The organism is Leucobacter fengyongliangi, assembly GCF_050971685.1.
In the GTDB taxonomy this organism is placed as follows: Bacteria; Actinomycetota; Actinomycetes; order Actinomycetales; family Microbacteriaceae; genus Leucobacter.
Genome location: NZ_JBPCEU010000003.1, coordinates 36,659 through 59,009, shown reverse-complemented (window position 1 = coordinate 59,009; position 22,351 = coordinate 36,659). Strand labels below are relative to the sequence as shown.

Sequence of the window (22,351 nt, the reverse complement as noted above, 5' to 3'; positions counted from 1 at the left end):
GACTACCTTCTCGCAGGTGAACAACGGGTGCCGTTTTAGCGCCAGCGGGCACCCCAACCCTGAGATTCACCCGCGGGTGAAATCGCCTGGGAGACGCCGAGTGGATTATCATCGCGCAGCGCCGCTGGGAGGAAGGCGGCCGGGGCGTTCTGGTACGCGACAGGGCGCAAGAACCGCGTGATGGCCGCGGTTCCCACCGAGGTGCTGGAGTCGTTGGTGGTCGCGGGCCACGGGCCCCCGTGCTGCTGTGCGGGGGTGACGGCGACACCGGTTGACCACCCGTTGAAGAGCACCCGACCCACCTGCTGAGTGAGGGCGGCGACCAGCGCCTGCAGCTCCGATGCGTTCTCGGTGTCACCTGCGCCCTCGGCGCTGCTCAGGTGCACCGTGCCCGTCAGGTTGCCCTCGTAGAACTCGGGCATGAGTGCGGCCAGATCGGTTCCGGCGGGTACCTCGACCAGGATCGACAGGGGGCCGAAGGCCTCTTCGACCAGGGCGTGAGTGCTCGTCCGGAAATCTTCGAGGGAGACCGCCACGATGGTGGGCGTCGCCCACCCCTGCTGCTCCTCGTCAAAGCGGATCCCGCCCGCAAGCACCGGACGTACGCCGGGGGACGCGAGGATCGCGTCGCGGCGTTCGGCAAACGACTGAGCGATGCGAGGGCCGAGCAGCCGGTGCTCGGGGAGCTCGCGGCCCGCGGCCCGGATCGCCTCGTCGAGCGGTGATCCTTCGGGAATGAACACGAAGCCGGGCTTCGTGCAGAGCTGACCCGCCGAGCCGGAGACACTCGTGAGGTATCCGGCCGCGATTTCGTCGACGCGCTCATCAATGGCTCCAGCGGTAATGAAGACCGGGTTGACGCTTCCGAGCTCGCCATAGAACGGGATCGGGGCGGGACGGGAAGCCGCAATATCGGCGAGCAAGCGACCCACGGCGATGGAACCAGTGAATGAACCAGCCTTGATGCGCGGATCCTTGAGTACCTCAACGCCAGCCTGCTGGCCGTGGATCAGGTGAAAGACTCCCTCGGGCATATCCGACTTCGCGAGGGCCTCGCGAGCAACTTCGGCGGTTGCATCCGAGAGCTCGGGGTGGCCGGAATGCGCCTTCACGATGAGCGGGCAGCCGGCGGCGAGAATCGCTGCGGAATCACCGCCGAGTACCGAGAATGCGAACGGGAAGTTCGAGGCCGAGAAATTGATGACGGGACCGAGCGGCAAGAGCACTCGACGGATGTCGGGGCGCGGGCCCAGCACAAAGGCGGGGTCGGCGTGGTCGATGCGTGCATCGAGGTAGTCGCCCGCGGTGAGAGCCTCGGCAAACAACCGCAGTTGCACGGCGGTGCGCTTCACCTCACCGGTGAGCCGCGCTTCGGTGAGCCCGGTCTCCCGCATCGCGATCTCAACGAGCTGAGGGCTCGCTTCCTCAAGCGCGTCGGCGACGGCGACAATTGCGCGGGCGCGAGCCTCCGGTGCGGTGGCGGCGAACGCGGGCGCTGCCGCAGCGGCCCCGGCGACGACTGCCTCGAGTTCGGGGGACAGGGTGGACTCGACCATGAGCTGATTCCTTTGCGGAGGGGGAAGTGAAGTGGCTTCTTGTGGCCACGAACGACTCGACCATTCTTCCACCACTTCGAACGGGGATGTGACAGGGCAGATCCTGAGAATCCTCGATCTCATTTACTTGAAAGTTTGCGTAAATAGATTCAATCGAATATAGTTGAGGCATCACCCACACTGCGTCGGCACGACGCACACGGTCAACCACTCAGGGAGCATCATGGAATTCGGAGTCTTCTCGGTCGGCGATCTCACGCTCGATCCCACCACCGGAATCATGCCGACCGAACACGAGCGCATCAAGGCGCACGTCGCAATCGCGAAAAAGGTTGAAGAAATCGGCATGGATGTCTTTGCGACCGGAGAGCATCACAACCCGCCATTTTTCCCGTCATCACCGACCACCTCTCTCGCCTACATCGCCGCGGTGACCGAGCGGATCACGCTCTCGACCGCGACGACCCTCATCACGACAAACGACCCCGTGAAGATTGCCGAAGACTATGCAACCCTGCAGCACCTGGCCGATGGCCGAGTTGACCTCGTCATGGGGCGCGGGAACACCGGCCCCGTCTATCCGTGGTTTGGTAAGGACATCCGCCAGGGGATTCCGTTGGCGATCGAAAACTACGCCCTGCTGCGTCGTCTCTGGGATGAGGACGTGGTCGATTGGGAGGGTCAATTCCGCACCCCGCTGCACGGATTCACATCTACGCCGAGACCCCTCGATGGCTTGCCGCCGTTTGTGTGGCACGGGTCGATCCGCAGCCCCGAAATTGCGCACCAGGCGGCCTTCTACGGAGATGGATTTTTCGCGAACAACATCTTCTGGCCCAAGGAGCACTACCAGCGTCTGATTGCGATCTACCGTGAGCGCTACGAGCACTACGGGCACGGCAAGGCGCACCAGGCGATCGTTGGCCTCGGCGGACAATTCTTCATGGCGAAGAATTCGCAGGACGCGGTCAAGCAGTTCCGGCCGTACTTCGACAACGCCCCCGTCTACGGGCACGGCCCGCGGATGGAAGACTTCATGGAGCAAACCCCGCTCATCGTGGGGAGCCCGCAGGAGGTTATCGATCGTACGCTGTCATTCCGCGAGTGGGCGGGCGACTACCAGCGCCAACTCTTCCTCATCGATCACGCGGGCTTGCCGCTGAAGACCGTGCTGGAACAGCTCGACATGTTCGGAGAGCTCGTGCTACCCGTGCTGCGGGCAGAGTTTGCGAAGAACCGGCCGGCAGATGTGCCAGAGACCCCCACGCACAGGTCTCGGCTGGCAGTGAGCAGGGCGGGGCAGCCAGAGGAGCTGCGGGTCCCGTCTCTGGAAGCACGGGCCGCCTGATGAATGCGGATTCGAGTGGGCAGTCCGCGGCAGCAGTCGAGGCTTGGGAGGCACTTTTTCGCGCACAATCGACGCTATTTCGCAAGTTCTCGGATGCGCCCGTCTGGCACGGGCGGACGACCCGGGAGTACGACATTCTTTACCAACTGGGTCGAACTGGCGGAGACGGCATGCGCCAGCGCGACCTCACCGATCGCCTGTTCATCTCGCAACCGTCGCTCAGTCGAATGATCGAGCGGCTCGTGAATGAGGGGCTGATCGACCGATGCCCCGACCCGAGGGACGGGCGTGGTGCGATCCTGAAGCTCAGCGACGCTGGCCGGGCGCTGCAACGGCAGATCGGGTCGGGCCACGCGGCCGACATCGCCCAGACGATGCGCGGTCGACTCAGCGAGTCTGAGTTGCGTACCTTGAAGGAACTGGCGGAGCGGCTTGCGCCGCCCGTTGGACCGGACACCGGAGACAGTGACGTCAGATCATGAGCGAGAGAACCGCCCGAAACATGGTTCGACCTCTTGCGGAATCGGGTGGGTGGTGATCTCTGCGCGGGCATGAGCCCACGACACGTTCGTCAGCGACCAGCGATGTGGCGACTGCATCGCGGGACTCGGCCGAACACAGTGCCGAGAACACGGAGTTTGTCTGGTTGGTGGCCAACCACGCCCGCACTGACACTCCGTGAAACCAAATTGAAATAATTCATTTATCCGTGCATGAATACGCGGCATAATCCGGAAGTGACCTTCGGTCGAGACATTACTTGGCTTGATCAAGAAAACATCTAGATGTAGGTTGTATGTATTCGCTCACATCCGGTGGACGAATGTGTCTCTGGCGAATGTACGAGGGAGTACGGAGCAACCATGGCAGAAACAACGCCCGCAGTCGACCACGATGAGGATGCCGCACACCTGGCATCACTCGGGTACGACTACGACACCACCTTTAAACGCGAGATGAGCTTCTTCGGCAACGTCTCGCTCGGCTTTACCTACCTCTCGCCGATCGCAGGCGTGTACTCGATGTTCGCGATCTCGCTGGGTACCGCAGGCCCCCCGATGGCCTGGGCGCTCGTGATCGCGCTGGTCGGCCAGTTCCTCGTGGGTCTGATTTTTGGCGAGGTCGTTTCCAACTACCCGGTTGCTGGCGGGGTATATCCCTGGTCGCGTCGTCTGTGGGGCCGTAAGTACGCCTGGATGAACGGGTGGATCTACGTGGTCGCGCTCGTCGGCACGATCGCCGCGGTCGCATACGGCGCCGCGCCCTTCGTCGGCTCGCTCTTTGGCGCCACATTAGATTCGGTGGGCACCGTACTCATCGCGCTGGGCACCCTGGTCATCGCGACGATCCTGAACTTCTCCGGCACGAAGGTGCTCAGCGTCGCGGCCATGGTCGGCCTCATCGCCGAGCTCATCGGTGCGGTAGTGATTGGGGTCTACCTGATCTTCTTCGGTCGTCAGCACGAGTGGTCGATCTTCTTCGACAATCAGGGCATCGGTAACGATGCGCCTGGTGGCTACCTCGGGGCATTCGCGGCGGCGGCTCTGATCGGTATGTTCGCCTACTACGGCTTCGAGGCAAACGGCGACGTCGCTGAGGAAATCAAGGATCCGAGTCGGCAGGTGCCGAAGGCGATGCGCATGACCCTCTACATCGGTGGCTTCGCGGCGAACCTCCTTGCTTTCTCGCTCGTACTTGCGGTTCCCGACTTCCAAGCGGTTGCCGATGGAACGGTCACCGACCCAATCGGCGAGTTGCTGATGGCGAACTTCGGCCCGATCTTCCCGATCGTGATGCTGATCATCGTCATCGCGTTCATCTCGTGCATCACCAGCCTGCAGGCAGCCGCCAGCCGTCTGATCTATTCGATGGCTCGAGACGGATTCCTGCCAGGCTCCGAGAAGCTCGCGAAGTTCAACGAGAAGCGCCACGTGCCGAACAACGCACTGCTCGTCGCGGCAATTGTTCCGGGCCTGATAGTGATTCTGTCCCTGTTCCTCGTGCAGGCACTGTTTGCCCTCGTCGGCTTCGGCACCGTGGGAATCTATGTCGGCTTCGGCATGGTGGTGCTCGCCGCACTGCGTGCGCGCATCAAGGGCTGGAAGCCGGCTGGTAAGTTCACGCTCGGTGCCTGGGCTTACCCGGTGAACATCCTGGCGCTGATCTGGGGGGCCGTTGCAGTGATCAACATCATCTGGCCACGTCCCACGGGCGGCACCTGGGTCGAGGACTACCTGCTGATCATGACCACCGTTGGTGTCATCGCCATTGGTTGGATCTACATGCTGGTCTCGAAGGCATACCTTCGCGGTAACGCTCCGGCAGCTGACGCAAGCGGTCCCATCAAGACCATGGTCTAATCACGCACGTTCGCGCGGGCGGCCGACTCTTCGGAGACGGCCGCCCGTCCGTATGTCTAGGAAAGGAAGCCCATGCCAGATCTCGCCGTTGATCCCACCGCGTTTGTGCACGGTGCCGAGGAAGCTTCCGGGCCACTCATCCCGGTTGTTGTCTCCCTGACCTTTCCGAACATGGGGGAGGTGTCCCACCAACTCATGTCTGACTTCACGCGGATCGCGTTCGAAGCCGTGCGGGAGGCCGGTGGTCGCCCACGGCTGGTTGATTCCTCAGCCGCCACATTTCACTCCGCAGACGAGGTGTTTGCGGGTGCCGATGCCATCCTGTTCCTCGGGGGTGGCGATGTTGACGGAGCACTCTATGGAGTTGACGTTCCGCCAGCCAACTCCTATGGGGTGGACCGCAGGGCAGATGACTATTGCATCGATCTACTGAGGGAATCAATAGCACGAGATCTTCCCACGCTTGCGATCTGTCGTGGATCTCAGTTGCTCAATGTTGCCTGTGGAGGCACGTTGATCCCCGACATTGAAAACTACGGACTACACCGTGGCGGGCCGGGTTCTCCCATGTTTCTCGACGAGGAAGTCGTGCTGGAATCGGGTAGCGAGATCGCCAGGATTCACGAACGCACCGAGGTGACGGTGCGTTCTGGGCACCATCAGGCAGTGGCAGAGGTAGGGCCGGAGCTTCGGGTTACGGCTCGCGCTCACGATGGAGTGGTTGAAGGGACCGAGCATCGCACGGCGAGCTGGGTGCTTGGAATTCAGTGGCATCCGGAAGAGCCTGATGCCGACGCGAGCGATCGCGCGCGTGTCTTCGGTGCCTTGGTTGAGCGAGCACGCCAGCAGCGGGATTGAGCCAGGAGCAAACGCCGCGTACATGCGTGTGACAGTTCGTTGCTACGGATTCTCACACGGAGGCAATCTTCGACCGGCAGTTTGACCTTGCCCCGGAGGTTTGCGCTGCAAACTGCCGGTTTGTGGAGAAACTGCCGGTCGAAGGTGGGGCAGAACTAGGCGGGGACTCCCGCAGCATCGAGCACACCCGGAAGCCACTCGAGTGCCACATCGCTCGGGAGATCCCACGAGGACGCATCGTGCCGGCCGTAGTCGCCCACGCGAACGGCACCCTGCGCGGTGAACCGGCGATCAATGTGCTCGCTGCCCTGGCTGTAGGTCTCTTCGTAGAAGGTGTCACCGAGGCCGAACATGGCATAACGCACGCCGGTGAGGTCGGGCAGGGCCGCGTCGAACGCCTCGGCGAAGGGGATCGCGGTGTTCGGGAGGTCGCCCTCACCATGGGTGGAGCACACCACGACATAGAACGAATCAGGCGTGATCGACTGTGGATCGAAATCTTGCAGGTCGGCCACAACGACCTCGTCGGTCGTCTCGCGCAGTTTTGCGCCCAGATCTTCCGCGATCAATTCTGAATTTCCTGATTCGGTGCCGTATAGCACTGTGAACTTCACAGCTGGTGTCCTCTCGGTCGTGGGTATCGGGTGTGCAGCAAGGGGCTAGCCCTCACCGCGAGCGACCGCAACCATGCGGTCGTGATCTGAGATCTTGCGTCTGACACGATCGGGAGCCGCTGACTCTCGTTCGTGGGTATCGAGCACGAGCCATTGCGAGTAATCGACGGACTTCGCTTGCGCGGCCACCGGTAGGCCACCAAAACCAAGTTTATCTTCCGAAACCGAGAGCTCGCCCGCTTGCAGGTCGGCGGTGATTTCATCGCTGACCGACTTCGCGCACGCACGGTTCTCAGGGATCGCGCCCTGAGGCCCCCGCTTGGCCCAGCCGGTGCGGTAGAGCCCCGGTTCGATTCTGCCGGTCTCCGCTCCCTGGGCGATCAACGGTTCCAATTCGCCCGATCCGGCTGCTGTAAAGCCGATTGCGGTGATGACGCTGGTTGCGGGGATCGTCACGAGGTTCGACCCGTCGGTGAGCTCAATGCCGGTGACGTGATCGTCGCCGAGGATGCGCACGGGGGCGAGTGAGAATCGAAGGTTCACCTCCGGGCCGGGGTGATTCGGCCGATCCGCCGAGACCATTTCGGTGATCGCGGCGAGCCGAGCCGTCTGGGTGCGATCCAGAACGGATCCTGACCCCGTGAGATCGTCGGGGCAGCGATACACGGCCCGCTCCAACGCGGCGAGTTCCTTCAGCATCTGTGGGTCGCCCTTTGAATCCGCGGCTCCCGAACGGCTTACCAGAGTGACGCGTTCCGCGGGATGCGAGAGATACCGCTCCAAATTGGCATCGGCGATGTCGCTCGCCGAGTACCCGGCCCGGTCTTTGACAAGGAAACGAAGGATGTCGAGGGCAACGTTGCCGGCACCAATGATCACGACATCACTCCCCAACTGGGGAAGCTCGTCGCCCCCGCCGGGATGGCTATTGAGCACGCGCGTAATGGTTCCTGCTCCGACCACGCCCGTGAGATCGCCGCCGGGCAGTGCCAGCTCGCGGTCAGCAGCAAGGCCGGTTGCCAGCACCACCGCGTCAAAGCAGTCGCGCAAGTCACCCAAACTGAAGTCTGTGCCCACCTCGAGATTTCCCGCGAACCGCACACCCGGTGCCTGGAAGAGGCGTTCAAACTGTCGCGTGATGGCCTTCGTGTGTTGGTGGTCTGCGGCGACGCCATAGCGGATCAACCCGAACGGAGAGGCCAAGCGATCGATGATGGTGATCTGGCAGTCGGGCTGCGCACGCAGCAACGCCTGGGCAAGGTAGCAGCCCGACGGGCCGCTCCCCACAATGGCAATCTGTGGCCGAGTTGGGTCGGTCATGCCAGCTCCTTTGCGTGATGGGTAGCCTCCGGGAACGAGGTGCCTATTCAGCATATTCTACGCATAAAACTTCACCTCGTGAATGTTTTATTTCCCTAATGTTTCATTGTCAAAAATTCACAGCTTGTCGACTTGTGAAATAAATCATTCATGTATAGCTTATTTCCCAAGCGCCACTCGCATCCGTGAGCGCGCGTAGGATTCGACAAAGGAGTACGGATGTCCGCAGAGACCGCGCCGGTCGAGGTTCCCTACCTCGATATTGCCTCACCTAGTTTTGCAATGAGCTCCGAAGAAGTTCGCGATGCGCGCGAACGCAATTGGTACGCAAGAACCAACTACGGGTACGGCATCCTGCGTTACAAAGAGGTCACCGAGCTACTCAAGCACCCGAGTCTTAACCAGGGCAGCGCCAAGTGGCCCGAGCACAATGGTGTGCACTCCGGCGTGTTTTACGAGTGGTGGTCGAAGAACCTTCTCGTGCTCGAAGGTGAAGAGCATCACCGCATCAGGCGGCTTCTGAACCCCGCCTTTTCGCCGACGGCCGCGCGCAAGCTTGAGCCGGAGTTCGCCGAGATCGCAAACGATCTCATCGCGGGCATGAAAGCGAAGCACGCACGAGGCGAGCAGGTCGAGTTTGTTGCCGATTTCTCCGAGCCGTTCGCCACCCGCGCGCTGTGCACCATGATGGGGCTCTCGCACGATCACTGGCCATTCATCGCCGATCGTGCCAACACGGTGGGCTATGCACTGAGCGTCTCCATCAAAGAAGACATCGAGCGGATCGACGTTGCGGTGACGGAACTGTATGACTTCGTCGACAAGCTCATCGCCGAGCGCAAGGCGGAACCTGGCCAGGACGTGGTCTCGCGCCTCGTGCAGTTCTCTGAGGCCGGCGACAAGCTCACCGACGCGGAGTTGCGTAACGCTCTCGTGCTGATGCTGTTCGGCGGCATGGACACCACGCGAAACCAGATCGGACTCATTCTGCAGACCTTTATGCGTAACCCCGATCAGTGGGATCTGTTGGCACAGAACCCCGAGGAGCTTGCGAAGCCCGCGCTTGAGGAGGCGCTGCGCGTGAACCCGACGACCCGATGGGTGACGCGCGAGGCGAACGAAGACTTCGAGTTTCAGGGTCTCGCGATCGAAAAGGGAACCACGGTGCACCTATTCACGATGTCGAGTGGCACCGACCCCGAGGCGTACCCCGACCCGGACATCGATATTCAGTCTGAGGATCGCAAGCCGCACCACACCTTCGGTGGCGGGGTACACCATTGCCTCGGTCACTACATTGCCCGTGCCGACATGAGCGTGGCACTGCCGCTGCTTGCACAGGCCTTCGGCGACATCACGTGCCCCGGCGGTGACGAGTGGTTGCCCGACTCAGGCAACCACGGGCCGGTGCGACTGCCCATCACCTTCAGCGTGCGCTAGTTCACGCCGATCCACTGTCAATTCACGAACGACACAGCCGTCAACGAGAGGAAATCATGACCGATCTGAGCACAGGAGGGCGCTTCGGCGCGGCCCTGCGTGAGCTGCTGGAAGACGATACCGCCTTCTCGCGCCACCAGGAGGCCAACCTTCGCCCCGAGGTAGTCGAGTCACTGCGCAAGGCGATCGAGGAATCCGGCGTCAAGTACATCTACTACATGCTGCCAACCGTGGGCGGCCGCACGGTCGCCAAGGTGGTGCCCGCCGAGCACTACGATCGCATGCTGAAGAAGGGCATCGCCTTCCACCGCACCGCGCTCACTGACCTGCAGACCAGCCGCGAGGGCGAGCTCATCGGCGGCGGCGTCGATGCGCACGAGTTCTGGGGCCTTCCCGAGCCCGAGACGTTTCAAGTGCTGCCCTGGGACAACGAGGTGGGCCGGATCTTCTGCACCGCCTACGATCCGCCGCACTTGGGCGCCGGCGGCGGCCGCCTGATTCCGCTCGACACACGTGCACTCTTCCGCGCAGCACACGCCGGATTCACCGAGCGCACCGGGTTGGAACTGCGTAGCGGCCTCGAGCCCGAAATGTCGTGGGCAGGCCCCGGTATGGAGGTCAACACCAAGGATGACCAGAGCCCGGCCTACCAGGTGGAGAACCTGGAGCGCATGCGCCCCGTCTACAAGAAGGTCTACAGCTACTCCAAGGCGCTGGGTTTCAACATGATCCAGGGTGACTACGAGGATGATGGCCAGCTTGAGCTGAACTGGGAGTATGACCGCGCCGAGCACACCGCGCAACGCATGACGGTCTACCGTCAGGTCTGCAAGCAGGTTGCCCGCGAGCTGGGGCTGCAGACCAGCTTCATGCCGAAGCCCTCCAACGGCAAGATGGGCAACGGTTGCCACCACAACCTCAGCCTGTGGCGCGGCGATGAGAACGTCATTGAAGACGGTCGGGTTGAATTGCACGTCACCGAGACTGCGCGTCACGCGATCGGCGGCATGCTCTTGCACACCCCCGGCTCGATGCTCATCATGGGTTCGACCGTGAACTCGTACAAGCGCTTCTGGGACGCCGGTCAGTTCGCGCCCTCAGGAGCGGACTGGGGCCTCGACACCCGTGGCGTTGCGATCCGCATCTCCGCGAACGGTCGCATGGAGTACCGCCTGCCCGACGCGAGCGTCAACCCCTACCTGTCGCACCTGTACCTGCTCGCCGCGATCGAGCACGGCTTGGAAGCGCAGCTTGATCCGGGTGATCCCGACGCGCCGAGTTCGGTAATCAGCGACCTCGTGGTGCCGAATACACTCGGCATGGCCATCGAGTCATTCGAGGCCGATGAGTACCTCATGGGCGCGATGCCCAAGGAACTCACCGACATCTACCTCAAGCTCAAGCGAGACGAATGGGCGCGCTACTGCGGCCAGATCTCGCAGTGGGAGTTCGATCAGTACTGGGAGGCAATTCCGTGACCCGCACCATTCGTTTGGCCTGCATCGATTCAGAGGCCCTGCCACTCTTCGCGAAGAGCCCCGACGGGGTCACCCGCGACGGGTACGAACCCGAGGCGGCGAAGCTGGTCTTCGACCGTATCGGTGCGAAGATCGAGTGGATCATGGTGCCCTGGGAAGACATGATCCCTGCGGTGCGCCGCGGCGATGCCGATGCCGTGTGGTGTGGTCAGGGCATGACCGCGGAACGCGCGGCACAGGTCGATTTCACGCACCCGTATGCGGTCTTCAACGAGACCCTCATCGTGCGCGCTGATGACCCGGCTCGCACACCCGAGCAGCTCGCTGGCTACAAGATCGGGGCCATCGCGAACTCGACGAACATGAAGCTGGCCGAGACATTCCCCGGAGTGGAACTGGTGAGTTTCGGTGCGAGCGATGACGTCTTCAGCGACATGATCGAGGCGACCCGCTCTGGCGCGGTCGACGGATTTGTTGACGACGACGTGGTGATGATTCCGCTCGCGGAGGAGGACCCCGATTTTGTGGTCGCCTTCAACGTTGAGACCCGCAACCGCTGGGGAATCGGTGTCGCACCAGGCAACGACGCGCTGCGGCTCGAAATCAACGCGGCGCTCGAGGCGGTGCTCGCCGATGGCTCACTCGAGCAGGTGTGGAAGAAGTGGATGCCACTGCTTCCGTTCCCACTGCAGGGGGAGTTCTAAGCATGACCGCACCGCGCATTGGGGTGACCGGCATGTGGTCGAACCAGATTCACGGTCTGCGCTTTGACGGCAGCGCGGTGGCTTCGGCGGTGCTGCGCTCGGTGATTCGCGCGGGCGGTGAGCCCCTCACGCTGTTTGCGGAGAGCTCACTGCCCGCTGCCGAGCGGCTGCGCGGACTCGACGGGTTGCTTGTGCCAGGTGGCTCGGACATCGATCCGCGGCGATACGGTCAAGAGCCTATCGAGACCACCTCGACCGCGGATTTTGCGGCTCAGGATCAGTTTGAGGCCGACATGATCGCTGCGGCGATCGAGATCGGCCTGCCCGTGCTCGCGATCTGTCGGGGCTTCCAACTGCTGAACGTCGAACACGGCGGCACCATGGTGCAAGACGTTGAATCCGACAGCATCCATCGCAACAGCATTCACGATGTGTCGATTGAGGCCGGTTCTGCACTCGCCGAAGCTGTCGGAGGTATTCACCTTCCCGTGTCGTCGTACCATCACCAGGCGGTCGATCGCGTTGGTGAGGGTCTCCGAGTTGTGGGCACCGCGCCAGACGGCGTGGTTGAAGCACTCGAACACCCGACCGCAGACCTGCTTGCGGTGCAGTGGCACCCGGAAGATAACGCCGACGTCGATGAGCGCCAGCACGCCATCTTCCAGTGGTTAGTGGATCGCGCGCGCGAGCGCGCTGCGCTGGAGGTTGCTGCGTGAGCGGGCCGCGGGTTCTCGTCGTTGAGCATCAGAGTGATGCAGGGCTCGGACTCGTCGGAGAACGGCTGCGCGACAGTAAAGTCGAGATCGTCACGGTCGGGCCGGACGCGGGGGAGTCGGTTCCCGACTCACTGGAGGGCTTCGAGGGATTGATCGTGCTCGGTGGATCCATGGGGCCCACAGAAGACGGAGTGGCGCCCTGGCTCCCGGCGACTCGGAAGCTGCTTGCAGAAGGCGTGGTACAGGGTGTCCCCACCCTCGGGATCTGCCTCGGCGCACAGCTGCTCGCCACCGCGACCGGTGGTCACGTGCGCAGCATGCCGGGTGGCCCCGAGGTTGGGGTGCACGGCGTGCAGTTTCACGACAGTGCAGCCCAGGATCCACTGTTTGCTGGTTTTGCGGGGGCGACCCTGCCCGCGGTGCAGTGGCACTGGCTGGAGGCCGACCAGCTCCCCGAGAACGCGAGCGTGCTGGCATCAAACGGAGCGTGCCCGAACCAGGCGTTTCGCATCGGAGATCGGGCCTGGGGTGTGCAGTTTCATCCTGAGGCTCTCGGCGACACCGCCCAGGATTGGGCGGACGATGGAGAGGGTGATTTGGACGAAATCGGGCTCGAGCCCGACGCGGTCGTACGTTCGGTTCGGGCGGCCGAGCCCGACCTCCGGGAGGCCTGGTCTCAGGTGGCCGACCGTTTCGTGGAGATCATTCGGGAAACCAGTCGCTAAGACGCCGAATTCTCGAACGCGTGAGCCGCTGTACTCGAATACTGTGTCGAGTTCAGCGGCTCTCGCCCAGCGGGACGAGGAGTTGCACGTCTCGTGACCCGGGCATGAGCTGAATTCGTCGAAACTTGAGCGAGACGTCGGTGACGTGCTCGCCCGGCAGGAACAGCGACGTGTTGCTGAGAAGCACATTGTCATGGCGACCAACGAGTACCAACTCGTCGGCGCAACTGAGCAGGGTGGGCAGGAGTTCCGCCTCAAGGTCCTCGGCCTGTATGTCATTGCCGACCGCGCCCACGCGTTTGCCCTGCACATCTGCCGGAACGGTGAGTGTCAAGACGTACGCCTCGACACCCAGGTAGTCGATGTACGGCCCGACGAGTGCAGGAATGCCCTCGCTATACGCTCGAATGAACCACTCATGCTGCTCATAGTCGTAGTATCGGTCGGCTCCGGGCACGACCCCAAAAGAATACCGCGCGAATCGGGTCTCATCTTCCCGTACCCACCACTCGAGGTGGCCATTGGGCGTGCCGAGCGCAGAGTGCGCAAAGATGAGGCCGCACCCGTCAACAACAAGGTTGTCAGCCAGGTGATGCGCCGCGATCCCTTTGAGCTTGCGACGACTCGTCTCGGAAAGATCCAGCAGCCCGCTCTCATCGAATCGCAACAGTTCAGTGAGACGAGTGGCAAGGCCCTGCAGGCTGACAAACCGGTCGTCGAACCAGCGAGCGAGGGTCTCGACGACGGTCTCAAGCGTCTGCTGTGTAAGTCCCGGTACCGGATTCGCATTCATTGGACGCCTCCAGCTTCGGGCGCGCGCTCTCGGGGAGACGTGTGATGGGGTAACTCGAGCTTCGCGTCGATGATGCTGCGCACGTTACGCATGGCGTGTTCCTCGGCAAGTCGTTGCGCCTCGGATGGCTTCTGCTGTTCGATTGCCATGATCAACGCGAGGTGCTCGTTGAAGGCCTCTTGTGACGAGGCGTGCGATGTCTCTGTGCACCACAGGAGTGGCCCAATCTCAGTTTGCAGCCGCTGCTCGGCGGTTAAGAGACGTTGAGATTGACTCAGTACCGCGATCTCGACGTGAAAGCGATTGTCGGTGAGCGAGAGTTCCTGCGCGCCTCGTGACTCTCGAGCGCGAAACGCGAGTTCAGCGAGACGAGTGTGTTTTCCGGGCGGGATGCGCTCGGCAGCGAGCCTGGCTACCATTCCAGAGATAGCCCCATGCTCGTCAGCGAAGTCGCGCAGCTGCACCACGCTGATGCGGTGAAGCGCAGAAATCAGGGTGTCGGAGGAGGGAAAGAGCGCCTGCACCACGAACGTGCCGCCGTTGCGCCCGCGCCGGGTTTCGACCACACCCTGAGCGCGCAACTGAGCTAAAGCCTTGCGCAGGGTCGCAACCGCGATCCCGAACTGGCTCGCCAGCTCAGCCTCGGGTGGTAGCCGTTCGCCCACCCGCAGCATGCCGAGCGAGATCGCCGACGAAATGCGTTCAGCAATTCCCCGGACCTGATGCCCGGGCTGCTCGCCTTCTGCGTGGAGGTCGGCGCTGCTCAGCAGCGGCTGCTGGACGGAGATGGTCGGGCCTTCCTGCTACTCCGACCCGAGGTGCAGAGCGCGCTGTAGCAGACTTTCCTGCTCCACCGCGTGCACCTTTGCCGACCCCGTTGACGGGGCTGCCGAGGCTGGTCTGGACACCACGCCGATCCTGTCGCTTGCCAGCTGCTTGGAGAGCGCGAGAGAGAAGAAGGGCCAGGCGCCCTGGTTCTCGGGTTCGTCCTGCACCCACACCACTTCCGCTCCTGCGTAGCGTTCCTGCCCAAGCGTGCGGACCAGTTCCGCGACCGGAATCGGGTAGTACTGCTCGATCCGAACAATCGCGATGCGCGGGTCCGGGTTCTTTTCGAGCGCCGCGCGGAGATCGTAGTACACCTTGCCCGAGGTGAGCAGCACCCGCTTGACGCCCGAGTCCGCCGCCTGCGCATCGTCAATCACGGTCTGGAACCCGCCCGTGGTGAAGTCCTCGACGCTCGATGTCGCGCCACGCAGACGCAGCATTGACTTTGGCGTGAACACGATCAGCGGCTTCCGAGGACGGGCGTAGGCCTGCCGGCGAAGCAGATGAAAGTAGTTTGCAGGGGTGGACGGGCGCGCCACGATCATGTTGTCTTCTGCGCACAACTGCAGATACCGCTCGATGCGCGCCGACGAGTGATCTGGCCCCTGGCCCTCGTAGCCGTGGGGGAGCAGCATGACCACCGAGGATTGCTGGCCCCACTTCTGCTCTGCGGCACCAATGTACTCGTCAATGACGCTCTGGGCACCGTTGGCGAAATCGCCGAACTGCGCTTCCCAGAGCACGAGTGCGTCCTCGCGCTGCAAAGAATAGCCATACTCGTATGCGAGCGCGGCGTACTCAGAGAGGAATGAGTCGTAGATCCAGAATCGGCCCTGATCTTCCGAGAGGTTGAGCAGCGGGAGCCATTCTTGACCGTTGGCGCGGTCGTGGAAGACGGCGTGACGCTGCGCGAAGGTGCCGCGCCTCGCGTCCTGACCCGCGAAGCGCACCGAGGTGCCTTCCATGAGCAGGGACCCGAGTGCGAGTAGTTCGCCGTATCCCCAGTCGATCCCACCCTGTTTGCTCATCTCGGCGCGCTTGTTCAGCAGCTGCTGCAACTTCTGGTGCACAGTAAAGCCCTCGGGCGGATGAGCGTGCGCCTCACCGATGCGCTCAATCACGCTGCGATCCACTGCCGTCTCAAGGCTCTGGATGACGGGGATCTCAGAGGTAGCCGGCCCACCGATGCCGCTCTGATCAATGATCGGAATGGCGCCAGTCTGCGCGGCGTGCGTCTCCATGAAGGCCTGCTCCAGGCGGCTCTGGAAATCCTGCTTCGCCTTGTCGTACTCTTCCTCGGTGATGTCGCCGCGACCGACCAAGCCCTCGGTGTAGAGCTTTCTCGTCGACCGCTTCGCCTCGATGAGGTCGTACATCAGTGGCTGCGTCATCGAGGGATCATCGCCCTCATTGTGTCCGCGGCGCCGGTAGCACACCAGGTCGATGATGACGTCGCGATGGAACCGCTGCCGGTACTCGTAGGCGATCTTGCCTACCCGAACGACGGATTCAGGGTCGTCGCCATTGACATGGAAGATCGGTGCCTGCACGACCTTGCCTACATCAGTTGAGTAGATTGCCGTGCGAGAATCCTGCGGCAAGGTCGTGAACCCGACCTGGTTGTTGATGACGATGTGGATCGTGCCGCCCGTGCGGTAGCCGCGCAGCTGCGACATCTGCAGCGTCTCGTAGACCACGCCCTGGCCAGCCATCGCTGCGTCGCCGTGGATGAGGATCGGCAGCGTCGTGAACGAGCCGATGGGCTTGAGGTCTTGCTTTGCGCGCACGATGCCTTCGAGCACGCCGTTGACCGTCTCGAGGTGCGAGGGGTTTGCTGCCAGATGAACGGGCACCTGGGTGCCGTTGGGTGCGGTGAAGACTCCCGAAGTTCCGAGGTGATACTTCACGTCACCAGAGCCGCCCTTGGCGGATTGCGTGCCCTCGAACTCACGGAAAATCTGACCGTAGGTCTTTCCGGCGATGTTGCTGAGAACGTTGAGTCGACCGCGGTGGGCCATACCCATGTCGACGCTGTCGACGCCATCTTCTGCGGCATCGATCAGCATTGCATCCAGCAGCGGGATGACCGATTCGCCACCCTCGAGGCTGAATCGCTTCTGGCCGACGTATTTCGTCTGCAGGAAGGTCTCGAATGCTTCGGCCTCGTTGAGCTTCTCGAGGATACGCATCTGCTCGTCATGGCCAGGCTTCGCGTATGGAACCTCAATCTGCTCACGGAACCATGCCCGCTGCTCGGGATCTTGAATGTGCATATACTCGATGCCGATCTTGCGGCAGTAGGAGTCGCGAAGCACACCGAGGATGTCGCGCAGTCGCATGGTCCGCTTGCCGCCAATGCCGCCGGTGACGAATTCGCGATCAAGATCCCAGAATGTCAGGCCGTGATTCTCGATCTCGAGATCGGGGTGCGTGCGCTGGACATACTCAAGTGGATCGATGTCTGCCATGAGATGACCGCGAACCCGGAAGGAGTTGATCAGCTCTTGCACGCGAGCAGATTTGTCGACCTGACCCGACACATCGACGTGAATGTCGCTGGCCCACTGCACCGGCTTGTAAGGGATTCGCAGGGCGGCGAAAATTTCTTCGTAGAAGCTGTGTCCGCCAATGAGGCGCTCATGCACCTTCTTCAAGAACTCGCCGCTGCCAGCGCCCTGTATCACTCGGTGATCGTAGGTGCTGGTGAGAGTGATGGTCTTTGAGATGCCGAGATTTGTGAGGGTCTCTTCCGCGGCACCCTGGAACTGGGCCGGGTATTCAAGTGCGCCTGCACCGATGATGGAGCCCTGCCCCTGCATCAGTCGAGGAATCGAGTGAACCGTGCCAATTCCACCAGGATTGGTGAGCGAAATCGTCGTCCCCTGGAAATCCGCCGCTGCAAGTTTGCCATCGCGGGTGCGCTTGACGAGATCTTCGTAGGCTGCCAGGAACTCGTTGAAATCGAGCGTTTCAGCGCGCTTAATCGAGGGGACGAGAAGTGCGCGGGTACCATCCGGCTTCGGCACGTCGATCGCGATCCCGAGTCCGATGTGCGCCGGCACCACGATGGAAGGCTTGCCGTCTACCTCTTGGTATGACACGTTTTGGCTGGGGAATGTCTTCAGCGTCTGGATCAGCGCCCAGGCAATGAGATGGGTGAAGGACACCTTGCCGCCGCGGCTACGACGCAGATGGTTGTTGATGACAATTCGGTTGTCGATCAGGAGCTTCGCGGGTACCGTGCGCACGCTCGTCGCAGTCGGAACGAGGAGGCTCTGATCCATGTTCTTAGAGAGCGTTCGCGCCATGCCCTTGAGGGGCGTGATCGTGTCTTCTTCGGTCTGCGTCGCGATCGCCTCGGTAATCGGCGCCTTTCGCGGTGCGTCGGCTGGAATCGGCGCGGAGCGTGGGGCCACATTCGTTGTTCGAGAGGGTTGCACGGTCGCCGTAGTGCCCGTCACCGGAGCTGCGATATCGGGCTGCTCACCGGAGTCAGGAAGCGGTGCCGCGTGCGCAGGGGCCTGAACCGGGGCGCTTGCAGGCACGTTCTCTGAGGTTGTGGTTCCCGCGTACTTTTCAAGCACCGGCCACCAGGAGCGATCGACCAGGTTCTTGTCGATTGAGTACTGTTTGAACAGCTCATCGACCAACCAAGCATTCGCACCAAACTCTTCTGCGGAGCCTCCGTTGCCAGAGACGTGGGTCCGCTCAGCCAAAGCGATGTCCTCTCATAGTGATGACGCGCGGGAGTACCCGCTAGAGCACTCGCAGCCACACTGCACGCTCGGGGTCTAGCCTACTTCTTTTGGTTGAGTCGCGTGCGTTCCTTCGAGATACTCAGGGCCGTCGCTGCTAGAGTACAAACAATTATGGACGTACCCTCTCGAAGACCGTCGGACCCTCCGAGTACCTGCCGCGCTGACGCGCGGCATCTTGCACGGAGGCAGGAATGAACGAGTGGTGGCTGCTCGGCATCGGGCTGGTGCTCACCTTTGGCACAGGAATCTTCGTGGCTGCGGAGTTTGCCTTGGTGGGGCTGGACCGGCAAGAAATTGAGCGACGGCGCGACGCGGGTGAACTCGGCCTCGATCGAATCATCAAGGGCTTGAAGATCACGTCCACGCATCTGTCGAGCGCACAGTTGGGCATCACCCTTACTACGTTGCTCGCCGGCTATACCCTGGAACCCGCACTGAGCGCGTTTCTCTCGAGTCCGCTCGGCGCACTCGGTGTGCCGGAGGACCTGCGACGCACGATTAGTGCGCCTATCGCTATTCTCATCGCGACGCTCCTGTCGATGGTGGTGGGCGAACTCGTACCGAAGAATTTTGCACTCGCGAGACCGTTGCAGACCGCGAAAGTCGTCATGCCGGCTCAGGCCGTCTTTACCACGGTGTTCAAGCCGGCAATTCTTCTCCTCAATGGCAGTGCAAATGGCCTCCTGCGCTCCATCGGCATTGAGCCCAAAGAAGAACTGTCGGGAGCCCGCACCGCGGAAGAACTTTCGTCTTTGGTGCGACACTCAGCAAGTGCTGGCTTCCTCGAGGCCGACACCGCGACCCTGCTGGGCCGCACCCTTCGCTTCGCCGAACGTGCGGCAGTCGATGTCATGACGCCGCGAACACGCGTGGAGAGCCTGCACCGACTCGACCCCGCGCAAGCCGTGCTGGAGCTGTCCGGGCGCACGGGATTCTCAAGGTTTCCCGTGATTGACGAAGATCGGGACGATGTCGTTGGCGTGGTGCACGTGAAACAGGCGGTCGCGGTTCCGCGCGCCAAGCGGGCGGAGGTGCCGGTGGCCGCGCTCGTAGAGGAGGCGGTCCGTGTACCCGAGACGATGCGGCTCGACCAGCTCCTCGAGGAACTCCGCACCCGCGGGTTTCAGATGGCCATTGTTGTTGATGAGTATGGCGGAACCGCGGGCATCGTGACCCTTGAAGATCTCGTCGAGGAGATTGTCGGTGAGGTGGCGGACGAGCACGATCGTGCCCGTGCCGGTGTGGTCGGTACTGCCGCTGAGATGACGTTTCCTGCTGATCTGCGACCAGACGAGGTGCGCGAGCAAACCGGGATCGAAATTCCAGATGGCGACGACTACGACACCGCGGCAGGATTCGTGTTGATGACGCTGGGGCGCATCCCGGTGGCCGGAGACGAGGTCAACCTCGACGATGGGGCGAGGCTCCGCGTCGATCGAATGGAAGGTCGGCGTATCTCTCGTCTGCGATATCTGGGTGCGCCGGTTCCCCCTGACGCCGAAGAACCCTCGAGAGCTGTCGAGGCGCAGGCTGAGCCGCGCCCGCTCGAGGGAGGCACGCAATGAGTGACTGGCTGGGGATTTTTTGGTTAGTGGTGCTGCTCATCGCGAACGCATTCTTCGTGGGAGCGGAATTCGCGGTCATCTCGGCGCGGCGGTCGCAGATTGAGCCGAAGGCTGAGGCCGGCTCCAAACGTGCGAAAACGGCGCTGTGGGCGATGGAACACGCCACGCTCATGCTTGCGACGAGTCAGCTCGGAATCACTGTGTGTTCGCTGCTCATTCTGAATGTGTCTGAGCCCGCGATCCACCATCTGCTTGAGGGCCCACTTGCGTGGACCGGGCTCTCTGCGCAGGCCGTGAGCATCACCGCCTTCGTGATCGCCCTGCTCCTCGTGACCTACCTGCACGTGGTGTTTGGCGAGATGGTGCCGAAGAACGCGGCGTTTTCCATGCCCGATCAAGCGGTGCTCCTGCTTGCACCGCCGCTCGTTGCCGTCTCGAAGCTCTTTGGCATCGTGATCTCGGCACTCAACGCGATCGCCAACGGCGTGCTGCGCCTGTTTGGCGTCGAGCCGAAATCGGAGACGAACAGCACCTATACGCTCGAAGAAGTCGCGAACATTGTGAGCCACTCAACGCGCGAGGGAGTGCTTGAGGATCGAACCGGCGCGCTGATCGCTGCGTTTGAATTCACCACAAAGCGTGCGATAGATCAGGTGGTTCCTGCCGACCGACTGGTGGTCTTGCCCTGGGGGTCAACCCCCGAAGATGTCGAAGCCGCGGTCACACGGCACGGCTTTTCCCGCTATCCGATCGAGGACGCAGGGGGCGAGTTCATTGGGTACGTGCACATAAAAGACCTGCTGAGGCTCGGTGAAGAGCGGATCGCCGAACCGATCCCCCCGAAGCGGATCCGCGATATGCTCACCGTGCACGCCGAACTCGACCTCGAGGATGTACTCGCCCGCATGCAGGCCAAGGGGGTGCACCTGGCACGCGTGATCGACTCCGAGGGCACACTGCTCGGCATCATGTTTCTTGAGGACGTGATTGAGGAGCTCGTGGGCGAGGTGCATGACGCGACCCGGAGGCAACGCTTCCAATAACTGGGCTCAGGCCGGATCAAAGTGCTAGGAGCCGCCGGAGCTGCGCACTCACCAGCTCGTGCTCGATGAGGAAGGCGTCGTGACCAAAGGGCGAGTCGAGTCGTGTCGCGGTGTCACCATCGAGGCTGCCGGGGGCGTGCCGCGCGATCTGATCCTGACCTGCGATTGTGAAGAGTCGATCGCTTGGGATGCCGAGCACCAGGGTCGGCATGGTGAGCTGGCTGAGCGCGTCGACCACACCTCCACGGCCACGACCGACATCGTGCGAGTTCATCGCCTGTACTAGCGTGAGGTAGCTGTTCGCATCGAATCGTCGGGTGAACTTGTTGCCATGGAAATCCAGGTACGATTCTACGGCGAAGCGACCGCCACCCCCCAGCGGGCTGACTGCGGATTGCCAGGCCCGACCGAACCGTTCGTCAAGCTCGGTGTGGCTGCGATAATTCAGCAACGCGAGGCGACGCGCTGTGGCGAGGCCGTGGTGCGGGCCGACACCATCCGGCGCGTCATAGTAGTTCCCCCCGCGATACGCGGGATCTGAGCGGATCGCTTCTAGCTGTACCAGGTTCAACCCGATCTGGTCGGCTGTCGTGACTGGCGGGGCTGCGATCACCGCGAGTCGTTCCAGGCGATCGGGATAGATGAGCGCCCATTCCAGTGCGTGCATGCCACCCATCGAACCGCCGACGACCGAGTGGAAACGTTCAATTCCGAGTGTGTCGGTGAATGCAGCTGTGGCGTGCACCTGATCGCGAATCGTGAGGTACGGAAAGCGGCTGCCCCACTCATGACCGATGGGGTCAAGGCTCGCGGGCCCGGTCGAACCCTGGCAGCCGCCGAGCACATTGGGAGCGATCACGAAGTACTTGCTGGTATCGAGTGCCTTCCCCGGGCCGACAATCTCAGACCACCAGCCGTCGGTCGAATGCCCAGGGCCAGCCTGGCCCACCAGATGACTGTCTCCGGTGAGGGCGTGAAACACCAGCACGGCGTTGTCACGGGCGGCGTTCAGCTCTCCGAAAGATTCGTAGGCCATGCGCACGTGGGGGAGCTCTTGCCCGGCTTCGGTCTGGAATGCGCCAATAGACACGAACTGGCGCTCGCCCACGGGGTCGCCATCGCGCCAACCGCCGCTGATCGGCGGTCTGCCGTACAGCGCACGCAGCTGAGCGTCAGTGATGAAATCCGTCGGAAACGAATCCTCGGGTGTCTGCCAGTCCATAGCTCCCTATTCTGTCGGGGTTT

Annotated in this window: 18 protein-coding genes; 11 read left to right on the top strand and 7 right to left on the bottom strand. The window is 62.3% G+C overall.

Annotated elements, in window-relative coordinates:
• Nucleotides 1-35: 35 nt before the first annotated feature.
• Nucleotides 36-1,556, bottom strand: coding sequence for an aldehyde dehydrogenase (NADP(+)) (locus ACR0R4_RS03190; protein WP_433645894.1), 1,521 nt, complete (start codon nucleotides 1,554-1,556; stop codon nucleotides 36-38).
• A 223-nt stretch (nucleotides 1,557-1,779) separates the two neighbouring features.
• Between ACR0R4_RS03190 and ACR0R4_RS03185 the strand changes: the two genes are divergently transcribed.
• From ACR0R4_RS03185 to ACR0R4_RS03170, 4 genes are all read left to right on the top strand, one after another.
• The gene (locus ACR0R4_RS03185; protein WP_433645893.1) at nucleotides 1,780-2,904 is read left to right on the top strand and encodes an LLM class flavin-dependent oxidoreductase; all 1,125 of its coding nucleotides are present in this window, start codon (nucleotides 1,780-1,782) and stop codon (nucleotides 2,902-2,904) included.
• Nucleotides 2,904-3,386 carry a MarR family winged helix-turn-helix transcriptional regulator gene (locus tag ACR0R4_RS03180; RefSeq protein ID WP_433645892.1) on the top strand — a complete coding sequence of 161 codons (483 nt, stop codon included), beginning with the start codon at nucleotides 2,904-2,906 and terminating at the stop codon, nucleotides 3,384-3,386. Before ACR0R4_RS03185 ends, ACR0R4_RS03180 begins: the two co-directional genes overlap by 1 nt.
• Before the next feature lie 381 nt (nucleotides 3,387-3,767).
• Nucleotides 3,768-5,264, top strand: coding sequence for an APC family permease (locus tag ACR0R4_RS03175; RefSeq protein WP_433645891.1), 1,497 nt, complete (start codon nucleotides 3,768-3,770; stop codon nucleotides 5,262-5,264).
• 72 nt (nucleotides 5,265-5,336) lie between these two features.
• Nucleotides 5,337-6,122, top strand: a complete 786-nt coding sequence (locus ACR0R4_RS03170; RefSeq protein WP_433645890.1) for a gamma-glutamyl-gamma-aminobutyrate hydrolase family protein — start codon at nucleotides 5,337-5,339, stop codon at nucleotides 6,120-6,122.
• A gap of 155 nt (nucleotides 6,123-6,277) precedes the next feature.
• On the opposite strand, the gene ACR0R4_RS03165 is transcribed toward ACR0R4_RS03170, so the two are convergent.
• Together ACR0R4_RS03165 and ACR0R4_RS03160 are read right to left on the bottom strand one after the other, a co-directional pair.
• Nucleotides 6,278-6,736 (bottom strand): flavodoxin domain-containing protein, encoded by a 459-nt coding sequence (locus ACR0R4_RS03165; protein WP_433645889.1) that lies wholly within the window; start codon nucleotides 6,734-6,736, stop codon nucleotides 6,278-6,280.
• Between the two features lie 45 nt (nucleotides 6,737-6,781).
• Nucleotides 6,782-8,056 carry an FAD-dependent oxidoreductase gene (locus ACR0R4_RS03160; RefSeq protein WP_433645888.1) on the bottom strand — a complete coding sequence of 425 codons (1,275 nt, stop codon included), beginning with the start codon at nucleotides 8,054-8,056 and terminating at the stop codon, nucleotides 6,782-6,784.
• A gap of 219 nt (nucleotides 8,057-8,275) precedes the next feature.
• Here ACR0R4_RS03160 and ACR0R4_RS03155 point away from each other — a divergent pair, with 219 nt between their 5' ends.
• The 5 genes from ACR0R4_RS03155 to ACR0R4_RS03135 are packed head-to-tail and all read left to right on the top strand — an operon-like array spanning nucleotide 8,276 to nucleotide 13,119.
• A complete protein-coding gene (locus ACR0R4_RS03155) occupies nucleotides 8,276-9,496 on the top strand; it encodes a cytochrome P450 (RefSeq protein ID WP_433645887.1) in 1,221 nt (406 codons plus the stop codon).
• A 56-nt stretch (nucleotides 9,497-9,552) separates the two neighbouring features.
• Nucleotides 9,553-10,974 (top strand): glutamine synthetase family protein, encoded by a 1,422-nt coding sequence (locus tag ACR0R4_RS03150; protein ID WP_433645886.1) that lies wholly within the window; start codon nucleotides 9,553-9,555, stop codon nucleotides 10,972-10,974.
• On the top strand, nucleotides 10,971-11,678 hold the full coding sequence (locus ACR0R4_RS03145) for a substrate-binding periplasmic protein (RefSeq protein WP_433645885.1): 708 nt from the start codon (nucleotides 10,971-10,973) through the stop codon (nucleotides 11,676-11,678). Before ACR0R4_RS03150 ends, ACR0R4_RS03145 begins: the two co-directional genes overlap by 4 nt.
• 2 nt (nucleotides 11,679-11,680) lie before the next feature.
• Entirely contained in the window at nucleotides 11,681-12,394 is a 714-nt protein-coding gene (locus tag ACR0R4_RS03140; protein WP_433645884.1) for a gamma-glutamyl-gamma-aminobutyrate hydrolase family protein, read from the top strand.
• Nucleotides 12,391-13,119, top strand: a complete 729-nt coding sequence (locus ACR0R4_RS03135) for a type 1 glutamine amidotransferase (RefSeq protein ID WP_433645883.1) — start codon at nucleotides 12,391-12,393, stop codon at nucleotides 13,117-13,119. Before ACR0R4_RS03140 ends, ACR0R4_RS03135 begins: the two co-directional genes overlap by 4 nt.
• 52 nt (nucleotides 13,120-13,171) lie before the next feature.
• Here the strand turns inward: ACR0R4_RS03135 and ACR0R4_RS03130 are convergent, their stop codons facing one another.
• The 3 genes from ACR0R4_RS03130 to ACR0R4_RS03120 are packed head-to-tail and all read right to left on the bottom strand — an operon-like array spanning nucleotide 13,172 to nucleotide 18,456.
• The gene (locus ACR0R4_RS03130; RefSeq protein WP_433645882.1) at nucleotides 13,172-13,912 is read right to left on the bottom strand and encodes a cache domain-containing protein; all 741 of its coding nucleotides are present in this window, start codon (nucleotides 13,910-13,912) and stop codon (nucleotides 13,172-13,174) included.
• On the bottom strand, nucleotides 13,909-14,679 hold the full coding sequence (locus ACR0R4_RS03125) for a FadR/GntR family transcriptional regulator (protein WP_433646040.1): 771 nt from the start codon (nucleotides 14,677-14,679) through the stop codon (nucleotides 13,909-13,911). The genes ACR0R4_RS03130 and ACR0R4_RS03125 overlap by 4 nt, the downstream gene beginning before the upstream one ends.
• A gap of 36 nt (nucleotides 14,680-14,715) precedes the next feature.
• Nucleotides 14,716-18,456 carry a multifunctional oxoglutarate decarboxylase/oxoglutarate dehydrogenase thiamine pyrophosphate-binding subunit/dihydrolipoyllysine-residue succinyltransferase subunit gene (locus ACR0R4_RS03120; RefSeq protein WP_433645881.1) on the bottom strand — a complete coding sequence of 1,247 codons (3,741 nt, stop codon included), beginning with the start codon at nucleotides 18,454-18,456 and terminating at the stop codon, nucleotides 14,716-14,718.
• 233 nt (nucleotides 18,457-18,689) lie between these two features.
• Between ACR0R4_RS03120 and ACR0R4_RS03115 the strand changes: the two genes are divergently transcribed.
• A complete protein-coding gene (locus ACR0R4_RS03115) occupies nucleotides 18,690-20,063 on the top strand; it encodes a hemolysin family protein (RefSeq protein ID WP_433645880.1) in 1,374 nt (457 codons plus the stop codon).
• Entirely contained in the window at nucleotides 20,060-21,106 is a 1,047-nt protein-coding gene (locus ACR0R4_RS03110; RefSeq protein ID WP_433645879.1) for a hemolysin family protein, read from the top strand. The genes ACR0R4_RS03115 and ACR0R4_RS03110 overlap by 4 nt, the downstream gene beginning before the upstream one ends.
• Before the next feature lie 16 nt (nucleotides 21,107-21,122).
• Here ACR0R4_RS03110 and metX read toward each other — a convergent pair whose 3' ends face one another.
• On the bottom strand, nucleotides 21,123-22,328 hold the full coding sequence (metX, locus tag ACR0R4_RS03105; RefSeq protein WP_433645878.1) for a homoserine O-acetyltransferase MetX: 1,206 nt from the start codon (nucleotides 22,326-22,328) through the stop codon (nucleotides 21,123-21,125).
• Nucleotides 22,329-22,351 lie beyond the last annotated feature (23 nt).

Excerpts from the sequence above, each read along its gene's own strand:
- ACR0R4_RS03190 (WP_433645894.1), bottom strand. The coding sequence starts at position 1,556 with ATGGTCGAGTCCACCCTGTCCCCCGAACTCGAGGCAGTCGTCGCCGGG.
- ACR0R4_RS03185 (WP_433645893.1), top strand. The coding sequence starts at position 1,780 with ATGGAATTCGGAGTCTTCTCGGTCGGCGATCTCACGCTCGATCCCACC.
- ACR0R4_RS03180 (WP_433645892.1), top strand. The coding sequence starts at position 2,904 with ATGAATGCGGATTCGAGTGGGCAGTCCGCGGCAGCAGTCGAGGCTTGG.
- ACR0R4_RS03175 (WP_433645891.1), top strand. The coding sequence starts at position 3,768 with ATGGCAGAAACAACGCCCGCAGTCGACCACGATGAGGATGCCGCACAC.
- ACR0R4_RS03170 (WP_433645890.1), top strand. The coding sequence starts at position 5,337 with ATGCCAGATCTCGCCGTTGATCCCACCGCGTTTGTGCACGGTGCCGAG.
- ACR0R4_RS03160 (WP_433645888.1), bottom strand. The coding sequence starts at position 8,056 with ATGACCGACCCAACTCGGCCACAGATTGCCATTGTGGGGAGCGGCCCG.
- ACR0R4_RS03155 (WP_433645887.1), top strand. The coding sequence starts at position 8,276 with ATGTCCGCAGAGACCGCGCCGGTCGAGGTTCCCTACCTCGATATTGCC.
- ACR0R4_RS03150 (WP_433645886.1), top strand. The coding sequence starts at position 9,553 with ATGACCGATCTGAGCACAGGAGGGCGCTTCGGCGCGGCCCTGCGTGAG.
- ACR0R4_RS03140 (WP_433645884.1), top strand. The coding sequence starts at position 11,681 with ATGACCGCACCGCGCATTGGGGTGACCGGCATGTGGTCGAACCAGATT.
- ACR0R4_RS03130 (WP_433645882.1), bottom strand. The coding sequence starts at position 13,912 with ATGAATGCGAATCCGGTACCGGGACTTACACAGCAGACGCTTGAGACC.
- ACR0R4_RS03115 (WP_433645880.1), top strand. The coding sequence starts at position 18,690 with ATGAACGAGTGGTGGCTGCTCGGCATCGGGCTGGTGCTCACCTTTGGC.
- ACR0R4_RS03110 (WP_433645879.1), top strand. The coding sequence starts at position 20,060 with ATGAGTGACTGGCTGGGGATTTTTTGGTTAGTGGTGCTGCTCATCGCG.
- metX (WP_433645878.1), bottom strand. The coding sequence starts at position 22,328 with ATGGACTGGCAGACACCCGAGGATTCGTTTCCGACGGATTTCATCACT.